Below are 20,925 nucleotides of genomic sequence, written 5' to 3'. Positions count from 1 at the left end.
TGCTTATTTTTTTGCAAAAAAATAATGTTGGAAGTGACACCGTAGTGGTGTCACCCCAACATTTATTATAGAGCCTAAATTTATTGGACTTAGAACTACGTATGTTTGATAAGCAAGAAATATTAGAATTTGATTCGGTGGATGAAGCAGTATCATTTGACAATGAATTTTTGCAACATAATAGTAAAATGGCGTGTCATAAACGACAGAGGTCAATTTTCTGAATTATTGAGATACAATAGGGAGAGTTGTGAGAATGCAAATTTGTATGGTTACTAATCATAGAAATAGTATGATATTTTCTAATAGTTTAATAGAAGTGGCTAAACTACTAGGCAATACTGCATATATATTTGAGCTAAACTATAATCAGTCTGTGCAAGTTGAAAGAAGAAGATTACTGACGTTAATAGAAGAAGAAAACATAGAAATCGTATTATTTTTAAATGACTTTAGATTTGATAATCATTCATTTTTTATTACAAAAGAGCTAGCAGACCGAGTAGATTGTAGATTGTGGATATGGGATACTATGTATGATATCAATACGTTGGGAAAACATATTAAGTTATATTCTAAAATATATTCATTTGAAATACAGGATGTTAAAGAATTACAACAACAATACTCTATCAAATCAAAGTATATGCCATTATTTGCAGGTCCAGAGTTTTATGATAGTCCTAGGAATGATGGAGATTTACAAGATATAGATATATTCTTTATAGGAACGATAGCGGGTTCAAAAAAGAGATTGGCGATATTAGAAACGGTTGCCAAAGTAGCCTATGAAAAAGGTTATAAAATGGTTGTATTTGGTCGTGCATGGCATGATCATCATTGGCATCAACGCATAATTGGTAAACTTAAGTTTTCTATGAAGTATCCGTATTTGGCTAAGTGTATTGAAAATAGGGTATTACTACCTAAAGATGTAATCTCTTATTATAAACGTGCGAAAATAAATCTTAATATACATGTGGAAGGACAGACTTGCTACAATTGTAGAACCTTTGAAGTCATGGGTAATCACAATTTTTTACTAAGCGATGCCCAAGATATATGTGATTTAAAAATGCAAGCAGGCATTCATTTTGATGTGTATCATGATGAAATTGAAATTGCTCAAAAAGTTCAATACTATATGAATTATTGCAAAGAGCGAAATAAAATTGCTCATGAAGGTGGTAAATTAATAAGTAGTGAATATAATTTAGTGTATAGTTTAGCATGCATATTAGCAAAGGAATAGGAGTTTACTATGAAAGGGATTATATTGGCTGGTGGCTCCGGTACTAGATTGTACCCATTAACACTAGTGACATCAAAACAATTATTGCCAGTGTATGACAAGCCAATGATTTTTTATCCTCTGTCGATACTGATGCTAGCAGGAATACGAGATATTTTAATTATTTCTACCCCACAAGATTTACCTAACTTTGAAAGATTGTTAGGTGATGGTAGTCGATATGGGATTCGTTTGCAATATAAGGTACAACCAGCACCAGAAGGATTAGCACAAGCATTTATTCTTGGCGAAGAATTTATTGCTGGAGATTCATGTGCTATGATATTAGGGGACAATATTTTTTATGGTGCAGGTATACGTAAACAATTACAAGAGGCGGCTAACTTGAAGAGTGGAGCAACGATTTTTGGTTATCATGTAGAAGATCCTGAACGATTTGGTGTGGTAGAATTCGATGGCAATGGTATTGTTAAAAATATAGAGGAAAAGCCGCAGTATCCTAAATCAAATTATGCAATTACGGGGCTATATTTTTATGATAAGCATGTGTGTGAATTGGCTAAACAAGTAAGACCATCGGCTCGAGGTGAACTAGAAATTACTGACCTTAATAAATTATACTTAGGGCGAGGAACGTTACGAGTTCAAACCTTAGGCAGAGGTTATACATGGCTAGATACAGGAACGGTAGATTCACTTAGTGAGGCTTCTGAGTTTGTGCGTGTTATACAAACAAGGTCTGGTATTATTATTTCTGCGTTAGAAGAGATTGCCTATAGAAACCTATGGATTACTAAAGAGGAATTACTGGAAAACTCTAAATTATATGGGAAGTCACAATATGGTATTCACTTACAGCGTGTGGCACATGGTCAGATTCAAGGATAAAGGAAATTTCTTATGGGATTAAAAGTTATAGAAACTGGAATTGAAGGATTAGTGATTATAGAACCACAGGTATTTGGTGATCATAGAGGCTTTTTTATGGAATCTTGGAATCGGCAAGCCATGGAAAAGCTAGGATTATATTATGATTTTGTACAAGATAATCACTCTTCGTCTACAGTGAAAGGAACATTGCGAGGTATACACTTTCAATATGGTGATGCGGCACAAGCAAAGTTAGTTCGTTGTGTTAGAGGGGCTGTATTAGATGTAGCTGTTGACTTACGTAAGAATAGTCCTACATATAAGAAATGGTATGCAGTTGAGTTAAGTGAGGACAATCATAAACAGTTTTTAATCCCTCGTGGATTTGGACATGGATTTTTGACCTTAACAGATCACGTAGAGTTTATGTACAAAGCGGATAATTATTACTCTCCTAATGAAGAAGGGGGGGTTCGATGGAATGACCCAACCCTTAACATTCAATGGGGGGTGGATCAACCTATATTATCTGACAAGGATAGTAGTGCAATGTATTTTAAAGATGTTGAGAATACTTTGACATTTGTCTTGGAAGCATAGAAAGGGAATTGTACCTATATGAATATTATTGTAACTGGTGGGGCTGGATTTATTGGCGGTAATTTTGTGCATATGATGGTGAATGCGTATCCTGATGACCACATTATTTGTGTGGATACTTTGACATATGCAGGAAATTTAGAAACACTAGCACCTATTAGAGATAAGAAAAATTTCACTTTTGTTAAGGCAGATATCTCTGATAGAAAAGCTATTTATACTATTTTTGAAACGTACAAACCAGATGTAGTTATTAATTTTGCTGCTGAATCACATGTGGATCGAAGCATTGAAAATCCAGAAGTATTTTTGCGTACTAATGTGATAGGAACGGCAGTTCTTATGGATGCCTGTCGTACATATGGGATTCAACGATTTCATCAAGTTTCTACTGATGAAGTATATGGGGATTTACCATTAGATAGACCAGATTTGTTTTTTACAGAAGAAACGCCAATTCATACTTCTAGTCCATATTCATCATCTAAGGCATCAGCAGATTTGCTAGTATTAGCATACTATAGGACGTATGGTTTGCCAGTTACAATTTCACGTTGTTCAAATAATTATGGACCCTATCATTTTCCTGAAAAATTAATTCCATTGATGATTACAAACGCCTTAGAAAATAAACAATTACCTGTATATGGTAAAGGGGAGAATGTACGAGACTGGCTATATGTAGAAGACCATTGTGAGGCGATTGATTTAATAGTTCGTAAAGGTCGTGTTGGTGAGGTCTATAATATAGGTGGACATAACGAGCGTACAAACCTTAGTGTTGTGAAAGGGATTCTTTCTATTTTGGGAAAGGATGAATCTTTAATAGCGTATGTAACTGATAGGCCTGGACATGATTTGCGGTATGCCATTGATCCTACTAAAATACATAATGAATTAGGCTGGCTACCTAAAACATCATTTGAAGAAGGAATCAAAAAAACAATCCAGTGGTATTTAGATAACAAAGAATGGTGGCAACATGTTCTAAGTGGAGAGTATAAATGCAAAACAATATAGTTCATGATGTATGTATTAGAGAACTAGTAGAAAGTGATATTGAGTTTTTACGATTGTTACGAAACAAAGAGGAAAATCGCAAAAACTTTATTTATCAAAAAGAGATTTCTTATGAAGAACAATTACGATGGTATGATAGATATAAGAATACTAGTAATGACTATATGTATACAATTATTTCTAAGAAGGATGAAATGCCTTTAGGTTTTGCTGCTATCTATGATGTGACTAATAATATTGGTGAATTTGGACGGTTAATTGTAGATAAAACAAGATATACCTCACCAGGGTTAGGTAAGTATGTTTTAAATCATTTGATTGATATCTCAAGAGAAAAACTAGAGCTGCAACGATTAAAATTAGAAGTGTTTAAAGATAATATAGCAGCAATAAAGGTTTATAAATTTTGTGGATTTCATGAATATGGTGAATCTACTTCTAATGGTAGAAAGATAATTCATATGGAGTTGAATATTTAAAGGAGTAATACAAATGACAATTCAAGTATTAAAACCTAAGTATCATGTAGAAGAATGTTTAGAGCAAATTCGTGAATGCTTAGAAATTGGATGGACAGGCCTTGGCTTTAAAACCGTAGAATTTGAAGATAAGTGGAAAGAATATACTGGACATGAGCAAGCACACTTTTTAAACTCTGCAACAGTAGGACTACATTTAGCAGTTGAAATTTTGAAAAAAGAGAATGGTTGGGAGAATGGTGATGAAGTAATTACTACACCGATTACCTTTGTTTCTACAAACCATGCAATTTTATATGAGAAATTAGTGCCTCGTTTTGCAGATGTTGATGAGTATCTTTGTTTGGAGCCAGAAGATGTAAAAAGAAAAATTAATGAAAAAACTAGGGCCATTATTTTTGTTGGCTATGGTGGACGTGTTGGCAAGTTAGATGAGATTATTAAAATTTGTAAGGATCATAATCTTAAGCTAATTCTTGATGCAGCTCATATGTCAGGTACTCGTGTAAATGGTATTATGCCTGGCACATGGGATGGTGTTGATGTGACAGTCTATTCATTCCAAGCTGTTAAGAATTTGCCAACAGCAGATAGTGGAATGATTTGTTTTAAAGATAAACATTATGATGAAGTGTGTCGTAAACTAACGTGGTTAGGTATCAATAAGGATACATATGCTCGTAATAGTGGAACAAAAGGCTCTTATAAGTGGAAATATGATGTTGAGTATTTGGGCTATAAGGATCATGGAAACTCTATTATGGCAGCCATCGGTCTTGTAGAGCTACAATATTTAGACGAAACTAATGCATACCGTAGAGAATTAGCCAAATGTTATGATGGCATATTTGCTAAGGAGCCCAAAATACAAGTTATTGGAGCCCCATATGCAGATGAATGTTCGTACCATATTTATGAAATAGCCGTAGATAATCGCGATGGTTTATTAGAGTTTTTACAAAAACATGATATTTATGCAGGCGTTCACTATCGTGACAATACAGAATATGAGATGTATGCATATGATCATGGAAAATGTCCTAATGCACATGTTATGTCAAATAAAATTCTTACGGTACCACTTCATATGCATCTTACTAAAGATGATGTGGAGATGATTGCTAATAAAGTAGTAGAGTTTGTTAATGCATGCTAGACATGAGGTATCTATGAGTTTATTAGAGGAATATGGTATTAGTAAGTTTGAAAGTGTATATTTAGAAACAATACGAAAGATAAGAGGAACTAGTAACCCACCGGAATGGCTTTATAAACATTCTAGAAAAAAGTATGGATGGGAAGATAATTTATGCAGATATTGGTATGATAGATATGTAGGTATTCCAGTAGGTAAATTTACATATGGATATCGGTTTGTAAAATCTCCAGAACTTCACTCCGTAGGAAGTTTTTGTTCAATTGGAGTTGGTCAAAATATAGTAGGAAATGGACATAATATTGAATATGTAAGCTCTTACGGTGTATTTGTGGCAGATGAAAAATATATGCCTTGTACAGCTAGAAGTATTATCATCGGAAATGATGTGTGGATTGGTGCGCATAGTGTTCTTCGAAGTGGCGTGCAGATCGGTCATGGTGCAGTTATTGGTGCTGGTAGTGTTATTACAAAGAATGTGGCACCCTATACGGTTGTAGTAGGAGCTAATCGAGTAGTAAAACAAAGGTTTTCTGATGACATTGTTGAAGACCTTCTGAGTATGGAGTGGTGGAACTGGAAGAATGAAAAAATATTTGAAAGTATGAAATATTGGTCTGATGTAACTGATTTTATTCAGCGATATAAGCATATATAAATGAAAAGAAGTGGATTATGGAGCTTTCAATTTTACATGGCTTACAACAAGATATAAAGATTTTTCTTTTAAGTCCGGTACTGTGTGCTATTTTTAGATTTTTATTTATTTATTTTTTTGCTCCAAACCGAACTTACAAAGGGCAAGAAAAGAAATGGTGGTCCTGCTTTAGTTATGGATTTTGGTGGGGCATGGACTTTAATGCCTATGTATTACTATTTTTATTTTTACTAGTAACATTACCTTCCATAGGTATTGAATTTTTTGATAGGTATAGTGATCTTATTAGAGTATTTTTGGGAACTTTATATTTCTTTGTAGTATATATAGCATTTCTAGGAAAATTAATCTTTTATTATCATTACAGGGATACCTATAATTCTAGTCTACGATTGGGAAAGAATGCCGATAAAAGAAACTTAATAGATATTTTCTTTAACCAAAATCATGGATGGTGGATTTTGTTATCTTTGCCTATTTATATAATAGGGATGTACTGTTTTCTTAGTTGGATATTAGAATTAGGTACAATTGCTGTACCGACAGTTTATTCGAGGTATATATACTATGTATACAATACTGTAATTGTCATAGCCACGGTGGTCGTATACTACTGGTTTCGTTATGGAGGCACATTTAAGCATCGTAATAAACCTGAGTGGGATACGGTACCTGAAGTAGTTAAGCGAGATATGTTTTTCGCTAAGGCTTGTATCGATGATTTGATAGCGTTTGAACTAGCTATTCGTGCAAAACCACAAGAAATATTAGAGCATAGTGATGCGGAGTCTATTGAAGCCTTAAAGCCTTTGATTAAGGTTGAAAGTAATTTAGTAGAAACAATTTGGGGTTCCTTACGAAAACATACAACTGGGCCAAAGATTGAAAAACCTAAAAAGATATTTGTGATCGTGGAAGAAAGTTATTGTCAGTTTGCTTTTGATGAAGCATATAAGGCGATTCCTATTGTAGAAGGTGGTAGGGAGATACGTTCGCAAAACCATACAATTAGTATTGATAATTTTTTAGCAGGTGGATTAGTTTCACAACCATCAATTAGTTCTATGTTGAACGGTATTTATGATGTTAATTTAGAACTAAATGAAAAGTCTTATTTTTGGAATCATCAGTTGCCCACATCGTTGGCGAAACAAATTTCAGAATTAGGGTATACATGCTCATTATGGTATGGGGGGTCATTATCTTGGTCTAGTTTAGGATTATTTGCTAAAGGTAGCGGGTTTCATCACGTACATTCGGGATTTGATATCTCGCCAGAAAATCCACCACATACTTGGTTAGGTGTATACGACCATTTATTTTTAGAGAGCGTAGGACGAGAGTTAGAAAAGAAAGATGAAGATAGCTATGAATTTCATTTTATTTATACAACCTCGAATCATGGACCGTATACGATTCCAATTGAAAAATATGGGTTTAACAAAGATGAATTTATACAGAAACTTCCTTTACACTTGCAACATGAAGTAAATGAACTAGGGACGTATTGGTATTGTGATCATTACTTAAGTCAATTTGTTAAAGAGTTGCAAGCAAAGTATGAAGATAGTTTAATTTTTGTTACAGGAGATCATTCTACAATACTAACAAAACCATGGACTGGTTTGGATAGACAACAAAGCTTAAGAGAAGATATAGGGACTTCCTTTTATATGTATCAAAAGAATTTAGAGCATTCTATGTTTTCTAATTTAAAAATTGGTTCGCATATGAATATCTTGCCAACTATCATGGAATTAGTGGCACCTAAAAATCATGAATATGTAAGCTTATTTCCATCGTTGTTTGAAGCACAAGAGCTTATTGTAACCCCATATCATTGGCTCAGTAATAGTCACATTGGGTTCTTCAAAGATCAACGTGTAGAGACGTTAGATGGAACTCCTGTATATGATTATAATTTAAAAGATATAGTTGCTTTACAACGAGCCTATATGGAAGTAACAGGGGCTATTGTTCGACATTATGTATAACCTGTTGTTGAATACAAGGCGTAAACTTGATACAATAAAGAATGAATAAAAGACTATCACGTAAGGTGATAGTCTTTGTCATATGTGGATAGATAAAGAGGAAGTTTATGAATACAGTTAGTGTGTTAATTTTAACGAGAAATGAAGAACAGAACATCAAAGATTGTATAGAAAGTTGCCAACCTTTTGCTGATGAAGTGATTGTTATCGATGATGGTAGTGAAGATAATACAGTATCCATTGCAGAGGTATTAGGAGCAAAAGTAGTGAATCGTTCAATGAATGGTGATTGGGGAGCACAACAAACATTTGCTATAGAGCAAGCTAGCTGTCATTGGATATTCTTTATTGATGCAGATGAACGGTGTAGTTCAGAATTATGTAAAGAAATTAAATTAGCTATACAAGGAGAGGATTTAGCTTACTGGATACAACGGCATAATCGCTTTCATCATAATGTAGCCACTCATGGAGTATTACGTCCAGATTATGTATGCCGTTTGATGCCCAAAGAAGGTTCCTATGTAGAAGGATATGTTCATCCTGCGATTATTACACCTTATGATAAGAAACAATTAACAGCACCTATGTATCATTACACCTACGATAATTGGGAACAATATTTTAATAAATTAAACAAATATACAACCTTATCAGCAGAAAAATATAAAAAGGCTAATAAATCTGTCTCCTTTTTGAAAGATATTGTGTTTCGGCCATTCTGGGCATTTATTAAAATGTATCTTTTACAAGGTGGTATTTTAGATGGGAAAATGGGATGGGTCTTGTCTGTGAACCATTATTTCTACACCATGACAAAATATGTGAAGTTGTATTATTTATATAAATCCAATGGTAAGTTGTAATTAAAGTATTATAAGGTTGCGGTAAGGAGTTCCCATGCGAGTTGCTATATTAGAAAGTATTATCATGCCAGCTGGTCATGAAGTAGAATTTGATAGAATCCTTGTGAATGAAATGAAGCAACAAGGACATGAACCTATGTTTTTTGTGCCAGAAAAGTTTCCTTTCAAAGTAGATTATGGAGTACCTGTTCATGAGTTACAAGGAGGCGAAGTTGTGACGTATGCTGGCGCAACTTGGTATCAAAAAATCTGGCGATCCTTACAACGTGAGAAACGACGTGTGGCCTGGTTTAATAGTGCTTATGAATTAGCAAAACAAGGTGCTTGTGATGCCATAATCATTCCTACAGCAACATATCGTTATATTAAATCTTTGCTGAGAAGTGAATTGAAAAATTCGCCAGTTCCTGTACATATTATATTTCATGGCATCAATCCTAAGGAACAACCTAAGTTTGAAAAGCAAGCTAGACGAATACAAGCGTATAAGAATATTCATTTACATGTCATTACATTACGAAATGATTTTGCTAATAGTGGGTTAACCAATGTTCAATTAGTATCTCCACCGGTCTTTAAGCCTGTATTCAATACTACTGAGCCTACAAAAAATCATGAAGGACCAGTACGCATAGGTTTTTTTGGACAATTTCGTAAAGAAAAAAACTTAGAACCATTTATACAAGCCTTTATACATGCAAAGTTTTCAGTACCTGTTGAATTAGCAGTACAAGGTGCCACTGCAAAGCCTGAGGATACAGCATTATTTAATTCACTTATAGAAAAATATAAATATATTCCTAATATTGTATTCCGTCATGAAAATTTGATTGGAAAAGATTGGGAAGATGCTTTATTGTCTGTAGATGCTATTGCAATGCCGTATGCAGCTGAGAGATATAGATACCATTGGGGAGCTATGCTATTTACGGCAATTGGATATCATAAACCAGTATTAGTATCTCCAGAATTAAATCCTGAGGTACTAGCAAAATTTCCAATCGGCTGTGTGATAAAATCGTTGGCAGAAGTAGATATTATAAATGCTATGCAAGATTTGGTAAACTTGCTAAGTATGAAAAGAGCAGAAACTAAAGTGGCATTGGAACAGGCTAATGAGGCATATAGCCATGAGGCGCTAATTCGAGGGGTTTTGGATAAAAAGTAATACATAGCATATTAGAAAATAATATAATTTTAAGGTAAGTCATCAATATTGGAATAAATAGGCTTAATTTATGAGGTGAATTTTAATGAATAAGCTTAAAACCTTTTGATGCACAAAAAGATACCAGTATTTATGGTTATAATGAGAATAAAAAAGTTGTTTTTAGAATGATTACAAGGATTAGTGTAAATCATTTTAGAAGTTTAAGAGAGACGGAATTAAAGTTAGGTAAACATTTAACAATGATAACTGAGAAAAATGGCACGATGAAAACAGCTTTATTAGGACTGATTGTGCATCCATTTACAAGTCCGAAAGATGCAAAGATACATATGGAAAGCCTTTAAAAATGGAATGTAGTGAAATTTTTAGGCTAAGTCTAGAGAGGGATAAGGAGAAATATTCTTAGTACATAAATGGAGCTACCATTAAAGATGAAGAAATAAAAGAACCATTAATTATAACAGAGCGATCAATCGCTCTGTTTTTGATTTCAGAAGTTTATAGTTGTATAATATATAATTAGATGTACGTTTGTTTTAATCAAAATATTTGAGAGAGGTATTAAGATGATTACAGAATTGGTGCTACCCCAAGATCGATTTAGTAAAACAAAGTTATCAGATATAAAAAAGAAGACCTTTATCTTCGGTAAAAATGGAACAGGAAAATCATCCATTGTAGAATGTATTAAAAAACAATACGCTAACGAATATGAGATTAAGGTTTTTCAAGGATATGAGCAAATTATTGCAGATTATGGGAAATTAGATTTAATAGCGCTTGGTGTAGAAAATGTAGAGATACAAAAGCAAATAAAAGAATTAGAGCCTAAAATTAAAGAACTTGAAGCAGAACTTGAGGATACCCTAGATGGTAAAGATAATTTAAAGAAAAGGTATAATCAACAGGAAAATGTTGTGACTGAAGCTGAAAAGGAAATAACAGAGTTTTATAAAAAAAGTGCTAGTGAAATAAAAGTCAATAATCGAACCTTAGTAGATAGTAATTATAATAAAAATGATTTTGAGAGAAATGTTAACAATCTGGAAGAATTTTCTGAAAAAGAAGTGGATGAAGCTTATAAAATTTATGAACAACGTGATATAAAGATTGAGGCCCAAAATGAGTATTCACTTGATAAGATTAATAAACTTGTAAAAACTGTAAATAAAATATTATTAACGGAGGTGATAGAAAGCATAGAGTTAGTATTTAATAGCACAAAAGAAAGAATTTGGGTACAAGATGGTATTTCTTTACACAAAGAGACAGAATGCTGTTTGTACTGTGGTGCCAAGTTAACAAAAGCTAGAAAACTAGAACTAAATAACTATTTTAATGATACTGTTAACCAATTGAATGCAGAGATTTTAATGTGTGAGAAATTGATTGAAGAGGAAAAAATATATGTAAAGGAATTGCCTTCAATCAGAAAGGAGCAGTTTCTTTTAACACATGAGAAAAAAGTTAATGAATTGAACGAAAAACTTATATCTATAAAGGACAAGGCATACTTTTTTTTGGATGATTTACAGAAGAAGTTGCAGTACAAAAAAGAAAATTTATTTTTACCATGTCTGGCAGTAAAGGTATATGAGCAGAAAGAGCTTGAGTTATTTGGTAAGGAGTATAAAGAACTATATAAGACTAATTATGATGAAGTTAATCGTTTATCAATATTGAAAGAACAAGCTAAAGTAATAATTAGAAATTATTTAGTAGCTGAGCGATGTCGAGCATTCAATCATGTAGAGAAAAAATCGAAATTACAAGCAGAGAATGTTAAACTGAAAGAATTAAAAGAGGAGCTAGGTAATAAACAGGAGGATCTTGATAAGTTAAGAGAAGATGTAAAGACTCTTCAATTACAAACCGTTGATGAAGGTAAGGCAGCAGAGTTTATTAACAAGGCTATACAGGGGTTAGGAAATCAGTCTTTTACACTTGAAAAAAGTGAAAAAAGTGGAGAAAAAGGCGCCTATATAGTTCGAGATTATTCAGGGGAAATTAGGAGAACAGAGACTCTTAGTACAGGAGAAAAAAATATAGTAGCTTTTTTGTGGTTTATCCATAATTTAAAAAATCTTAATAATCAATCTGCAAGGGAGAAAGTTATAATTTTTGATGATCCCATGAATAGTAATGATGATACAGCACAGTATTTAATAATTAGTGAATTACAAAATCTATTAAATTCATCAGATTCTCAGATTTTTATATTAACTCATAATGCACACTTTTATATTAATACTAGATATCAATGGTGGAGAAAAGATAAACAAAATAAGGTGACAATTCGTCTAATTAAGAGGGGGAATACATCGGATGTTATTTTGATAAATAATGAAGATAGTGATATCAAAACAAGTTATGATGGATTGTGGAGTGAGGTAAAATGGCTATACGAACAGGATAAACCTGATTATATGCTAAATCCAATCCGTCGTATTTTGGAAACTTATAAAAAATTTAACTGTATTGATGATTTATTTGGTGGCAATAAAGAAGCGGAAAAGTTATTTAATGTAAATTCTCACTCTATAGATGATCTAGAAAATGATCCAAATGGAAAGAATAGAGATGAGATTATAGAACTTGTAAAAAAGATATTTATAAAACATAGAGCTGAGGAGCATTTTAAAGCTCACTGGGAAGAAAGTGTAGATTAAATTATTTTATTTTCCAATATAACTTAGTAGTAACTTTAGATTCTATATGATATACTGAAGAAAACGAAAATTCGTTTTTAAGGAGGAGATATCCATGCTTATATCGGTAGAAGTTGAAAATTTTAGGTCATTTTATGATAGAACTATATTTTCTATGGAAACTGGAGCTAGATTACGATCATATGGCACTACTAATACACATAGATTTAAACGATCGAGACTTTTAAAATCTGCTTTTATTTTTGGTGGGAATGCTAATGGTAAAACGAATGTAATTTATGTATTTCACTTGTTAAAGGCACTTATTTTGCAACCAACCAGATCTGAGTTAGAAGGACTTTTGACAGATACTTTTGCGGGTAATTCAGAACCAACATATTTTTTAGTAAAATTCTTAAAAAATAATAAATATTTCACCTACGAATTAGAATATACTGAAGATAGGGTTATACGAGAGTCTTTGCGAGTAAATAATCATATCATTTTTTCGCGTGATGGTGAAGAACTAGTTTTGCCAGAATTATTAATGCCGTTATGCTCGACTATACGAAAAAATCAACTATTATTATTCTTTACTCAAACTAATAATATTTTAGAAGCAAAAGAAGCTTATGAATGGTTTGTTATTGATGTTATCATTCCAAATACTAAAAAGCTCCATCCATTAATTCTTAAGGAATTAAAACAGAATAAAGAATTAACTAGAAAAATTATACTATTTTTACAAGCTGCTGATTTCAATATTTTAGATATTGAGGTACGCGATCGTATCGATCATGTGCCTAGTGAGCTTTCAGTAAAGATGAGCGGCGAAGATGCAGACATTACTGCAGGTGAGTTTATAGAACAACGCGTGGCAGAAATATATTGCACCCATCAAGGAGTAGATGGTGATACGTTTGTTTTGAACCTTTCAGAGGAAAGTGCGGGCACTAAAATATTTTTGCGACTAGCAGTCTATATATTAAGAGAACAAGCTAGAAATACAGTGTTCTTAATCGATGAATTTGATGCATCATTACATATTAAATTGACAGAAGTGTTATTAAAATTATTTAATCAATGGAATCTAGGAAGTCAATTTATAGTAACTACTCATTCATTTGATTTAATGGAAAAGCAGCTACGGCCTGACCAAATCTATTTTGTAGAGAAAGATAGATTTGGGAAAAGCGATTTATATAGCTTATTCGATTTTGATGATGTGGCATTGAAGAGTCGCGATTATACATATAAACGAAGATACTTGCAAGGGATTTATGGAGCTGATCAAATTATCAATGAGTCTGCTATTGCAGAAGCGTTAGGAGTAGAGTATGAGTAGAAAACCAATAGGGAAGCGAACTAAAAAGGTGTTCTACATTATAACTGAGGGGAAAACTGAAGAAAGCTATATATCAGAATTTACACAGAAATACCGTTGTAGTGCTGTGAAGATAAAAAAGATTAAACCTTGTGGAGCACAAATTATCCATAGAGCAAGTGAGGTTTGGAAACATGATAAAAATAAAGGGTTAAATCCTGAACTTAAAGGGGGTGTCATAGATAAAGATAATAGGTTAAATCTCATATCTAAAGGTATTGTCATAGATAAAGATAGGTTAACGGAAGAGGAATTTAATAGTATTAAAGAAGAGGCAAAGAGTAAAGGTATAGGGGTATTTTTTTCTAATTCTGCTTTTGAAGTATGGCTATTAGCGCATTTTGAGCCAATTACTAAAGCTGTACTTTCGTCAGCTGAATTAAAAGAAAAGTTATCAAGATATTTGTCGCAGGAATATAAAAAAGGTGATGCGAAACAATTAAGGAAAATAGCTGCACATTTTAATCAAGCTATTAAAAATACAAAAAATGTATGTGAAGTTTCATATCATACTCAGTGTACTAATGTAGGGCAACTATGTCTGAGCTTACGAGAGGATACATGATAAGTAAGGGTCGACTGGGGTTATATAATTGACAGTAAGTGGCTCTTTATCAAATTTTGGAGACAGCAGTTAATCTATTCAGTTTCTTTTATATAATAACTGTATAAAAATGTAAATATAATGAAATAATAAGAGACATAAGTGAGATACATGAGATAGTCCCTATTTTATATAAGAAATAATAAAAAGCGCTCCAATCAGGAGCGCCTTTTCTTTTTTATCCAAAAGGATAATATAAAGTTAGTTTTGGAATTCATAGCCCAATTTGTACTTCAATTATACATTTACTATTGAGGGATGTCAATCTTAAATGAGTCAGTGACGGTGTCATGTTTTTGTGGGAAAAATAATTGCCTAGCTTTAAAAGAGGGTTCCTTGTTACTAAAGAATCCTGCGTCCACCATATTTAATTGCTTGTAACCATCCGTTACTTTTCTTTTCTACTCCTGGGATTCCAGTTCTAGGTGTTAGCGAGTACGTAATGTATGGATATGGCTTCCACTGTTTCCTAGCGGCTGCTTTCACAGAAGATAGCACCTTTGAAGTTTCTACATTATCGAAATAATTGAAGGTATCACCTCTGTACGCTTTCATCACGAACTCTTGGATAGATTCATTGTTATCAGCTAATACACGTAGCTTAGCGATTGTTTCTGCCCCTTTTCTACTCCATCCTAGTGGGTGCGAGCTCAGGCGTACAGATAAAATATGACTCACATGAACCTCTGTACTACTACGAATATCAGATCTAAGTAAGCTAGCCCGTGCGTAATCCCAATGGTTCTCAATGTATGTAGCACCCGCTACAATCTGTTTCATACGATGCGGATACTTTTCTTTCATTGTTTCTACATAGGCTTCAAATCTTGCTTTATCATTGGTTTCTAAGCTTGCAAACACCTCTTTTCGACTTCGTTTTCCACAAATCTTTGTTATATATCTAAATAGATGAAATCTATCTGCTGCATTAGCATAACTCATAGATGTGGCATGTTTAATAAGTTTGTAGAGTTTATTATCTAATTTAGAGAAAAAACCTTCTAGCATCATGGTTGCTATACTATCAATTAATGTTGAAAAGTATTCCATAAGATGGAGGTATGAATACATTCATTGTAACAAAGGATGACCTTCTTTTCTTATTTTATTTTCCCACAAACATTTTACACTAACATATACTAATGGTAAAATGAATAGGAATACATAATTCGTTTTAATACTGTTTCCTTTGACAGTGTAAAATATTTTGTGTAAACATGTTTAATTAGTATTAAAAAAAGAACTGAACTTCTTTAAGATTTAAGTGTCAAATAAAAATCACAGAAAGAAGGTTCAGTTCTCATGACTAATACTAATACAAATTTATTAAATGCATTACCAGTAAATGATCTTATTAATGAAGCAATCCGTATTGAAGTTGAAAAAATTATTAATGAACTACGAGATACCAGCGCATTAAGGATTAGACAAGTATCTTCAACCTTAGCTAGTTTCATCATTATTATAGGTCTGATGATAGGTGGATTCTTTATATGGTCAGTAGGAGGATTGCTTTCAGATAAAGTACAATGGTTGTGGATAGCCGCTACTTGTGGAGCGTTATCGTATATGTTCTACTACAAATCAATTCATAATATTGGGGCTAGTCGTGCAATGGCAGTCAACAGTAGTTATGGCGGATTTGCTATTTTGATGAATATGGTGATTTGGGGTGTTGTACCTACATATGAAGAAATTATATTATGACTATTGATTGTAGGCGGAGGAATTGTATCTGCATATGATTACAAGGATTAAGAGGAAATAAAAGGGGGAATCAAGAGATGGATAAAAAGATAAATGGGTTAGATATGCTTGAAAACCTAAAATTATTGAAAGCAGATATGGAAAAACATGATTGGATTATTGACAGTTTCCTTTTTTTCTATAAGAGTATTGAATATATTGTTTTGGCAAAGAGGTTCCTTAGAAAAGAAGCGAAGAAAAATCCCTATGCATTGCTTGAAATTGAGTTTATACAATCAGACAACTTTTCTAATCATTTGGTGTGTGAAGCTAATAGTCGGCAGTTATTTATGGATGTGAAAGTTGTAAGAAAATATTTTGGGATAGAGTATGCGGCGAATCTTGGAGATGTTTTAAAAGAATTTACGAAGTATTTTGGTCAATATGTTCCTGATCATGTAGGAAGAGAGAAAACTGATTTAGAAAAAAAGGCAATGGTAAGATCATTAAGCTTGAGTGATTCAGAAGATCCAAATCGAATATATTGTATGTGTGTCAAACGAAATGCAGATGGAAAGAAAAGAAGTAAGTATAATTCTAATAAAACAAGGATTCTTAGAAATGCCTTATATGAGATATTCAAAGATGATGAAACAATTAGTTTTTGTTTTTCTAGTAACCCAGAGGATGAGAGAAGTGATAAGGAAATATTAGAAAGGTTGGCAAAAAGAAATAGTATATGATGAGAGGGAACATTTTTTGTGTAAATAAAATATAAACTTTGTTTATATGATTTAAATAATAGTAGAGTTACATAATTGGGAGGAAAATTGTGCAACAATCAGTTTGTATATCTGCAATTACATTGGAAAATATCAAGAATGTTGCTTATGGGCATATAGATTTACTTGCTTCAAAGCATATAGGCGGAGCTAACCTCGTGGGTATATATGGACAAAATGGTTCGGGGAAAACTATCATTATTGAGGCACTTGAGATATTGAAATATCTTTTATTAGGAGAAAAAATCCCTGATGAATACGAAAACTGGATTTCGATAAATCAAGATAAAGGAAAGCTACACTTTGAAATACAACAGTCTGATGAGAATGACACAGAGACCTTTTTTTATGATGTTGTTTTGAAACGAGACAAAATTAAAAGTTTAGGAAGCGATACACAAAAACATGATAAAAACTATCGTATTATTGTTGATTCTGAGGTGCTGTCTTATAAAAGGACAGGGAATAGTGGGGCGCTACGAAAAAGGGTACTTGTAAGTAGTGAAAAAGAGGGAATAAGATTGCCGCAAAATATATTATCTATATTACTTCCTAACTATGAAGAAGAGAAAATTGATTTTCTTGTTTCCAAATTACTTATCAAAAGAGATTCTAGATCTTTCTTGTTCTCTAAAGAATTTAAACAGAGGATATTGGAGTCTGATTCTACAAAAGATAATACAACTCAATTAGCATTATATCGCAGGGTGTATTCTTTTTTAGTGAACTTTGCGCAAAAAGGATTATTTATTGTAAAAACATCACATAGTGCATTACATGGATTAAATATATTACCACTAGAGATCCATGGTGGTGCTAATAAGGCGCATCCTGTTGGAGTTGGTACTATAACAATACCATTATATTCTTCGATAGTTTTACCAAATACAATTGTGGAACATATCCGCTATGTGATTAAGATGATGAATGTAGTACTAGAGAAGATTGTTCCTGGATTAACAATTGGTATGGAAGAGTTAAGTAGTGAATTGACAGATGATGGGGAAATGGGAAAAACAATAACATTAGTTTCTTATAAGTCGAAAACTGCGATTCCTTTGCGTAATGAGTCAGAAGGGATTCGTAAAATTATTTCTATTATGAGTTTACTCATTGCGGTGTATAATACTCGTACCATCGTTGTTGCTATAGATGAATTAGATTCCGGGATATTTGAGTACCTGCTTGGAGAGTTATTAACTATTTTATCTAATCGCGGCAAAGGACAGCTCATTTTTACGTCACATAATTTACGTCCATTGGAAACCTTACATAAAAGTTGTATTGTTGTGACAACAACGGATCCTAAAAAAAGGTATGTACGATTGACACATGTAAAAACAATGAATAATGTTAGAGATTTTTACTATCGAGATATTATTTTAGGAGAGCAACCGTTAGATGTATATCAACGTACGGATAACGAAAAAATTGCTTTTGCATTACGTGAGGCAGGAGGAGAATAATGGCTAGAAAAAAGTAGTTATGATTCTTCTAGAAGGATATACGGATCAAGAAGCATTGGGTACGTTTTTTGTGGATTATTTTACTAATGATAGGGTAATTACTCATGTTTTGTATACAGATATTACGTCAAAAGACTCTTCAGCACCTAATACTATCAAAGCAAAAGTAGGTAATTGCATTAAAGAAAAGTTAAAACAATCCAAACTAAATATTCGTGATGTCATCAAAGTCATTCATATTGTTGATATGGATGGTGCATATATAGATGATGCATTTATACATGTTGAACCTACACAAACAACATTTAGATATGATGCAAATGGGATATATTATAAAGATAAAGCAATGGTGAGTATTCGAAATCATAGAAAAAGACAGAATCTTGAAACATTGTGGCGAAATACATCAGGAATATGTAATGGGATTGGTTATCAGATATATTATATGTCTTGTAACCTAGAACATGTACTGCATGATATTATAGATGCACCACAGAATAAGAAAAGTGAATTGGCTATAAAGTTTGCTAAAGAATATGGAGGTAACTTAGAAGAATTTTTGAGATTTATTAAATATTCTAGTTTTTCAGTCAATAATAGTTATAAAGGTTCATGGGAGTTTATTACAGAGGGGTTACATTCCTTAGAAAGGCATACAAATTTAGGACTGTGTTTTTCTGAGAGTGAGGAATGAATAGTTCAAGTAAAACCAGTACTGTCAAAAATTTTGTGTAAACTCTTTAAGAAATAAATGCTTATTGAAGTTTTCAATAATATTGGTGCTGTAAAGACTACGTTGGTAGTAGCTTCTTCGGTTGTACTAGAGTAAATAGGTTTTAAATCCTCCAAAATATCCTTAATATCCTGCTCATAAAATGCCTATCATATCAATAGGGAAGATGCTATTTATTTGCTAAATGTGGGATAATATAAACATGAGCGAGGAGATTTTTATTAAAATTTAGAATAATGGTGGTGAAAATTTATGGCGAAGAAAAAATTTTATGCAGTAAAAGTAGGTATAATCCCAGGGATATATGGTACCTGGAGCGAAACGGAGGAACAGGTTAAAGGATTCCCAGGAGCTGTGTATAAATCTTTTTCTACTGAGGAAGAAGCAATAAGATATATATCTGGTGAAGATATAAAAGAAATTAAAAATGTATCTGATAAAACATCTGCAATAAATAAAAAAATAGAACATGAAATAAAGAACTTACAAGATAGAGAAGTAATTGCTTTTGTAGATGGCAGCCATTCTTTAGATGTAGATGGAAAAGAAAAATACAGTTTTGGTGTTATTCTTTTAACCAATGAATTAGAAGACAGTCTCTATAAGGCTTTTGTAGATAAAACTTATATGGGTTCAAGAAATATTGCAGGTGAAATTGAAGGTGTTAAACAAGCTGTTTTATGGGCTATTGAAGGCAATAAACAAAGAATAAAAATCTTTTATGATTATGAAGGTATTGAAAAGTGGGCAACGAAAGAATGGAAGGCTAAAGTCAAGATTTCGCAGGAGTATAGCAAATTCTTTGATGATAAGTCAAAGTTGATAAATATAGAATTTGAGCATGTAAAAGCTCATAGTGGGATTGTGTATAATGAAAAAGCGGATGAATTAGCCAAAAGAGCTCTCTTGTCGCAGGGGTATAAAACATATAATGACGGATCTATCTATTTTATAGGTTTTCAAAAGCAAGATTGGCTTGGTATGGTAGAATCACTCAATAATGAAATAAATGAAGAAGATATTAAAGACAAAATTAAAGTGGAAGAATCTAGTCCAAAGGATTACTTAGATAAATTGCTACTTGTATTTAACGGTCAACGAGTGATTATCAACTGCTACGCAGGTAAAAAATCTTATGTTCAAGGGAAACAGAGTTTACTGTTTCAGAAAATTATTTCATTGGCGATTGAAAACTTACCAACAGAGAGTGCTGTTATAGAAGTCTTAAATACGTATCATGCTTTAACAGTGAAGAAGCTGGAGGTTGAAAATGCTTTTTCTAGGTTATTGCCTAATTTTCCAATCAATGATAAAGATACAAAACTTAGAAATACTTTATTATCCGCAGTATTTAATACACTAATAACAGGGTATATGCCGGATTATACTTGTCTGGTTACACCACTTTTTAGAGCGATGGAATTTTATTTGCATAGAATTTTACATGATAAATTGGGTAATAATACAACTAGAATAGGAAAAGATGGCAAATTTAAAGGGAATAATTTTGCTTTCTTTGATGAAAATAAAATAACAGGAAATTTTGAATATAATTC

General features: G+C 32.6%; 19 protein-coding genes. 18 read left to right on the top strand and 1 reads right to left on the bottom strand.

The annotated features are described in order from the left end of the window. The first annotated feature begins 268 nt into the window (after positions 1 to 268). The 13 genes from EO116_RS07985 (at position 269) to EO116_RS07925 (ending at position 14,663) form a co-directional block, all read left to right on the top strand. Positions 269 to 1,252, top strand: coding sequence for a glycosyltransferase (locus EO116_RS07985; protein ID WP_164726106.1), 984 nt, complete (start codon positions 269 to 271; stop codon positions 1,250 to 1,252). Between the two features lie 9 nt (positions 1,253 to 1,261). Next, entirely contained in the window at positions 1,262 to 2,140 is an 879-nt protein-coding gene (gene rfbA / locus EO116_RS07980) for a glucose-1-phosphate thymidylyltransferase RfbA (RefSeq protein WP_127161370.1), read from the top strand. Between the two features lie 12 nt (positions 2,141 to 2,152). After that, positions 2,153 to 2,722: a dTDP-4-dehydrorhamnose 3,5-epimerase gene (rfbC, locus tag EO116_RS07975; protein ID WP_127161369.1), complete on the top strand. Its 570-nt coding sequence runs from the start codon at positions 2,153 to 2,155 to the stop codon at positions 2,720 to 2,722. Between the two features lie 18 nt (positions 2,723 to 2,740). Beyond that, positions 2,741 to 3,742: a dTDP-glucose 4,6-dehydratase gene (rfbB, locus tag EO116_RS07970; RefSeq protein ID WP_127161368.1), complete on the top strand. Its 1,002-nt coding sequence runs from the start codon at positions 2,741 to 2,743 to the stop codon at positions 3,740 to 3,742. Next, on the top strand, positions 3,727 to 4,221 hold the full coding sequence (locus EO116_RS07965; RefSeq protein ID WP_127161367.1) for a GNAT family N-acetyltransferase: 495 nt from the start codon (positions 3,727 to 3,729) through the stop codon (positions 4,219 to 4,221). The genes rfbB and EO116_RS07965 overlap by 16 nt, the downstream gene beginning before the upstream one ends. 13 nt (positions 4,222 to 4,234) lie before the next feature. Then, positions 4,235 to 5,377, top strand: a complete 1,143-nt coding sequence (locus EO116_RS07960) for a DegT/DnrJ/EryC1/StrS aminotransferase family protein (protein WP_127161366.1) — start codon at positions 4,235 to 4,237, stop codon at positions 5,375 to 5,377. Positions 5,378 to 5,390: 13 nt separating this feature from the next. After that, on the top strand, positions 5,391 to 6,035 hold the full coding sequence (locus tag EO116_RS07955; protein ID WP_127161365.1) for a CatB-related O-acetyltransferase: 645 nt from the start codon (positions 5,391 to 5,393) through the stop codon (positions 6,033 to 6,035). Between the two features lie 17 nt (positions 6,036 to 6,052). Then, positions 6,053 to 8,029, top strand: coding sequence for an LTA synthase family protein (locus EO116_RS07950; protein WP_127161364.1), 1,977 nt, complete (start codon positions 6,053 to 6,055; stop codon positions 8,027 to 8,029). A gap of 107 nt (positions 8,030 to 8,136) precedes the next feature. Next, positions 8,137 to 8,895: a glycosyltransferase family 2 protein gene (locus EO116_RS07945; protein ID WP_127161363.1), complete on the top strand. Its 759-nt coding sequence runs from the start codon at positions 8,137 to 8,139 to the stop codon at positions 8,893 to 8,895. 34 nt (positions 8,896 to 8,929) lie between these two features. Then, a complete protein-coding gene (locus tag EO116_RS07940; RefSeq protein ID WP_127161362.1) occupies positions 8,930 to 10,063 on the top strand; it encodes a glycosyltransferase in 1,134 nt (377 codons plus the stop codon). Positions 10,064 to 10,632: 569 nt separating this feature from the next. Beyond that, positions 10,633 to 12,735 (top strand): AAA family ATPase, encoded by a 2,103-nt coding sequence (locus EO116_RS07935; RefSeq protein ID WP_127161361.1) that lies wholly within the window; start codon positions 10,633 to 10,635, stop codon positions 12,733 to 12,735. A gap of 94 nt (positions 12,736 to 12,829) precedes the next feature. Further along, positions 12,830 to 14,059, top strand: coding sequence for an ATP/GTP-binding protein (locus EO116_RS07930; RefSeq protein WP_127161360.1), 1,230 nt, complete (start codon positions 12,830 to 12,832; stop codon positions 14,057 to 14,059). Further along, positions 14,052 to 14,663, top strand: a complete 612-nt coding sequence (locus EO116_RS07925) for an RloB family protein (RefSeq protein WP_127161359.1) — start codon at positions 14,052 to 14,054, stop codon at positions 14,661 to 14,663. The genes EO116_RS07930 and EO116_RS07925 overlap by 8 nt, the downstream gene beginning before the upstream one ends. Positions 14,664 to 15,044: 381 nt before the next feature. On the opposite strand, the gene EO116_RS08725 is transcribed toward EO116_RS07925, so the two are convergent. Next, the gene (locus tag EO116_RS08725) at positions 15,045 to 15,752 is read right to left on the bottom strand and encodes a UPF0236 family transposase-like protein (RefSeq protein WP_127161358.1); all 708 of its coding nucleotides are present in this window, start codon (positions 15,750 to 15,752) and stop codon (positions 15,045 to 15,047) included. Between the two features lie 252 nt (positions 15,753 to 16,004). Between EO116_RS08725 and EO116_RS07915 the strand changes: the two genes are divergently transcribed. The 5 genes from EO116_RS07915 to EO116_RS07895 form a co-directional block, all read left to right on the top strand. Continuing rightward, positions 16,005 to 16,409 carry a hypothetical protein gene (locus EO116_RS07915; protein ID WP_127161357.1) on the top strand — a complete coding sequence of 135 codons (405 nt, stop codon included), beginning with the start codon at positions 16,005 to 16,007 and terminating at the stop codon, positions 16,407 to 16,409. Between the two features lie 77 nt (positions 16,410 to 16,486). Beyond that, positions 16,487 to 17,131, top strand: a complete 645-nt coding sequence (locus EO116_RS07910; protein WP_240629154.1) for a DUF6037 family protein — start codon at positions 16,487 to 16,489, stop codon at positions 17,129 to 17,131. Between the two features lie 89 nt (positions 17,132 to 17,220). Continuing rightward, positions 17,221 to 18,636, top strand: a complete 1,416-nt coding sequence (locus EO116_RS07905) for an AAA family ATPase (protein WP_164726105.1) — start codon at positions 17,221 to 17,223, stop codon at positions 18,634 to 18,636. 19 nt (positions 18,637 to 18,655) lie between these two features. Further along, on the top strand, positions 18,656 to 19,330 hold the full coding sequence (locus EO116_RS07900; RefSeq protein WP_127161355.1) for a hypothetical protein: 675 nt from the start codon (positions 18,656 to 18,658) through the stop codon (positions 19,328 to 19,330). A gap of 291 nt (positions 19,331 to 19,621) precedes the next feature. Next, positions 19,622 to 20,925, top strand: a 1,304-nt coding sequence (locus EO116_RS07895) for a viroplasmin family protein (protein WP_127161354.1), incomplete at its 3' end; no start/stop codon positions are given.

Origin of the sequence: Veillonella sp. VA137 (genome assembly GCF_003992015.1) — a bacterium.
In the GTDB taxonomy this organism is placed as follows: Bacteria; Bacillota; Negativicutes; order Veillonellales; family Veillonellaceae; genus F0422.
Note: the sequence above shows the minus strand (reverse complement) of the source record. Positions and strands in the feature narration are given on the sequence as shown.

Excerpts from the sequence above, each read along its gene's own strand:
- EO116_RS07915 (WP_127161357.1), top strand. The coding sequence starts at position 16,005 with ATGACTAATACTAATACAAATTTATTAAATGCATTACCAGTAAATGAT.
- EO116_RS07955 (WP_127161365.1), top strand. The coding sequence starts at position 5,391 with ATGAGTTTATTAGAGGAATATGGTATTAGTAAGTTTGAAAGTGTATAT.
- EO116_RS08725 (WP_127161358.1), bottom strand. The coding sequence starts at position 15,752 with ATGGAATACTTTTCAACATTAATTGATAGTATAGCAACCATGATGCTA.
- EO116_RS07910 (WP_240629154.1), top strand. The coding sequence starts at position 16,487 with ATGGATAAAAAGATAAATGGGTTAGATATGCTTGAAAACCTAAAATTA.
- EO116_RS07900 (WP_127161355.1), top strand. The coding sequence starts at position 18,656 with ATGATTCTTCTAGAAGGATATACGGATCAAGAAGCATTGGGTACGTTT.
- EO116_RS07940 (WP_127161362.1), top strand. The coding sequence starts at position 8,930 with ATGCGAGTTGCTATATTAGAAAGTATTATCATGCCAGCTGGTCATGAA.
- EO116_RS07945 (WP_127161363.1), top strand. The coding sequence starts at position 8,137 with ATGAATACAGTTAGTGTGTTAATTTTAACGAGAAATGAAGAACAGAAC.
- rfbC (WP_127161369.1), top strand. The coding sequence starts at position 2,153 with ATGGGATTAAAAGTTATAGAAACTGGAATTGAAGGATTAGTGATTATA.
- rfbA (WP_127161370.1), top strand. The coding sequence starts at position 1,262 with ATGAAAGGGATTATATTGGCTGGTGGCTCCGGTACTAGATTGTACCCA.
- EO116_RS07935 (WP_127161361.1), top strand. The coding sequence starts at position 10,633 with ATGATTACAGAATTGGTGCTACCCCAAGATCGATTTAGTAAAACAAAG.
- EO116_RS07960 (WP_127161366.1), top strand. The coding sequence starts at position 4,235 with ATGACAATTCAAGTATTAAAACCTAAGTATCATGTAGAAGAATGTTTA.
- rfbB (WP_127161368.1), top strand. The coding sequence starts at position 2,741 with ATGAATATTATTGTAACTGGTGGGGCTGGATTTATTGGCGGTAATTTT.
- EO116_RS07930 (WP_127161360.1), top strand. The coding sequence starts at position 12,830 with ATGCTTATATCGGTAGAAGTTGAAAATTTTAGGTCATTTTATGATAGA.
- EO116_RS07965 (WP_127161367.1), top strand. The coding sequence starts at position 3,727 with ATGCAAAACAATATAGTTCATGATGTATGTATTAGAGAACTAGTAGAA.
- EO116_RS07985 (WP_164726106.1), top strand. The coding sequence starts at position 269 with ATGGTTACTAATCATAGAAATAGTATGATATTTTCTAATAGTTTAATA.
- EO116_RS07925 (WP_127161359.1), top strand. The coding sequence starts at position 14,052 with ATGAGTAGAAAACCAATAGGGAAGCGAACTAAAAAGGTGTTCTACATT.
- EO116_RS07950 (WP_127161364.1), top strand. The coding sequence starts at position 6,053 with ATGGAGCTTTCAATTTTACATGGCTTACAACAAGATATAAAGATTTTT.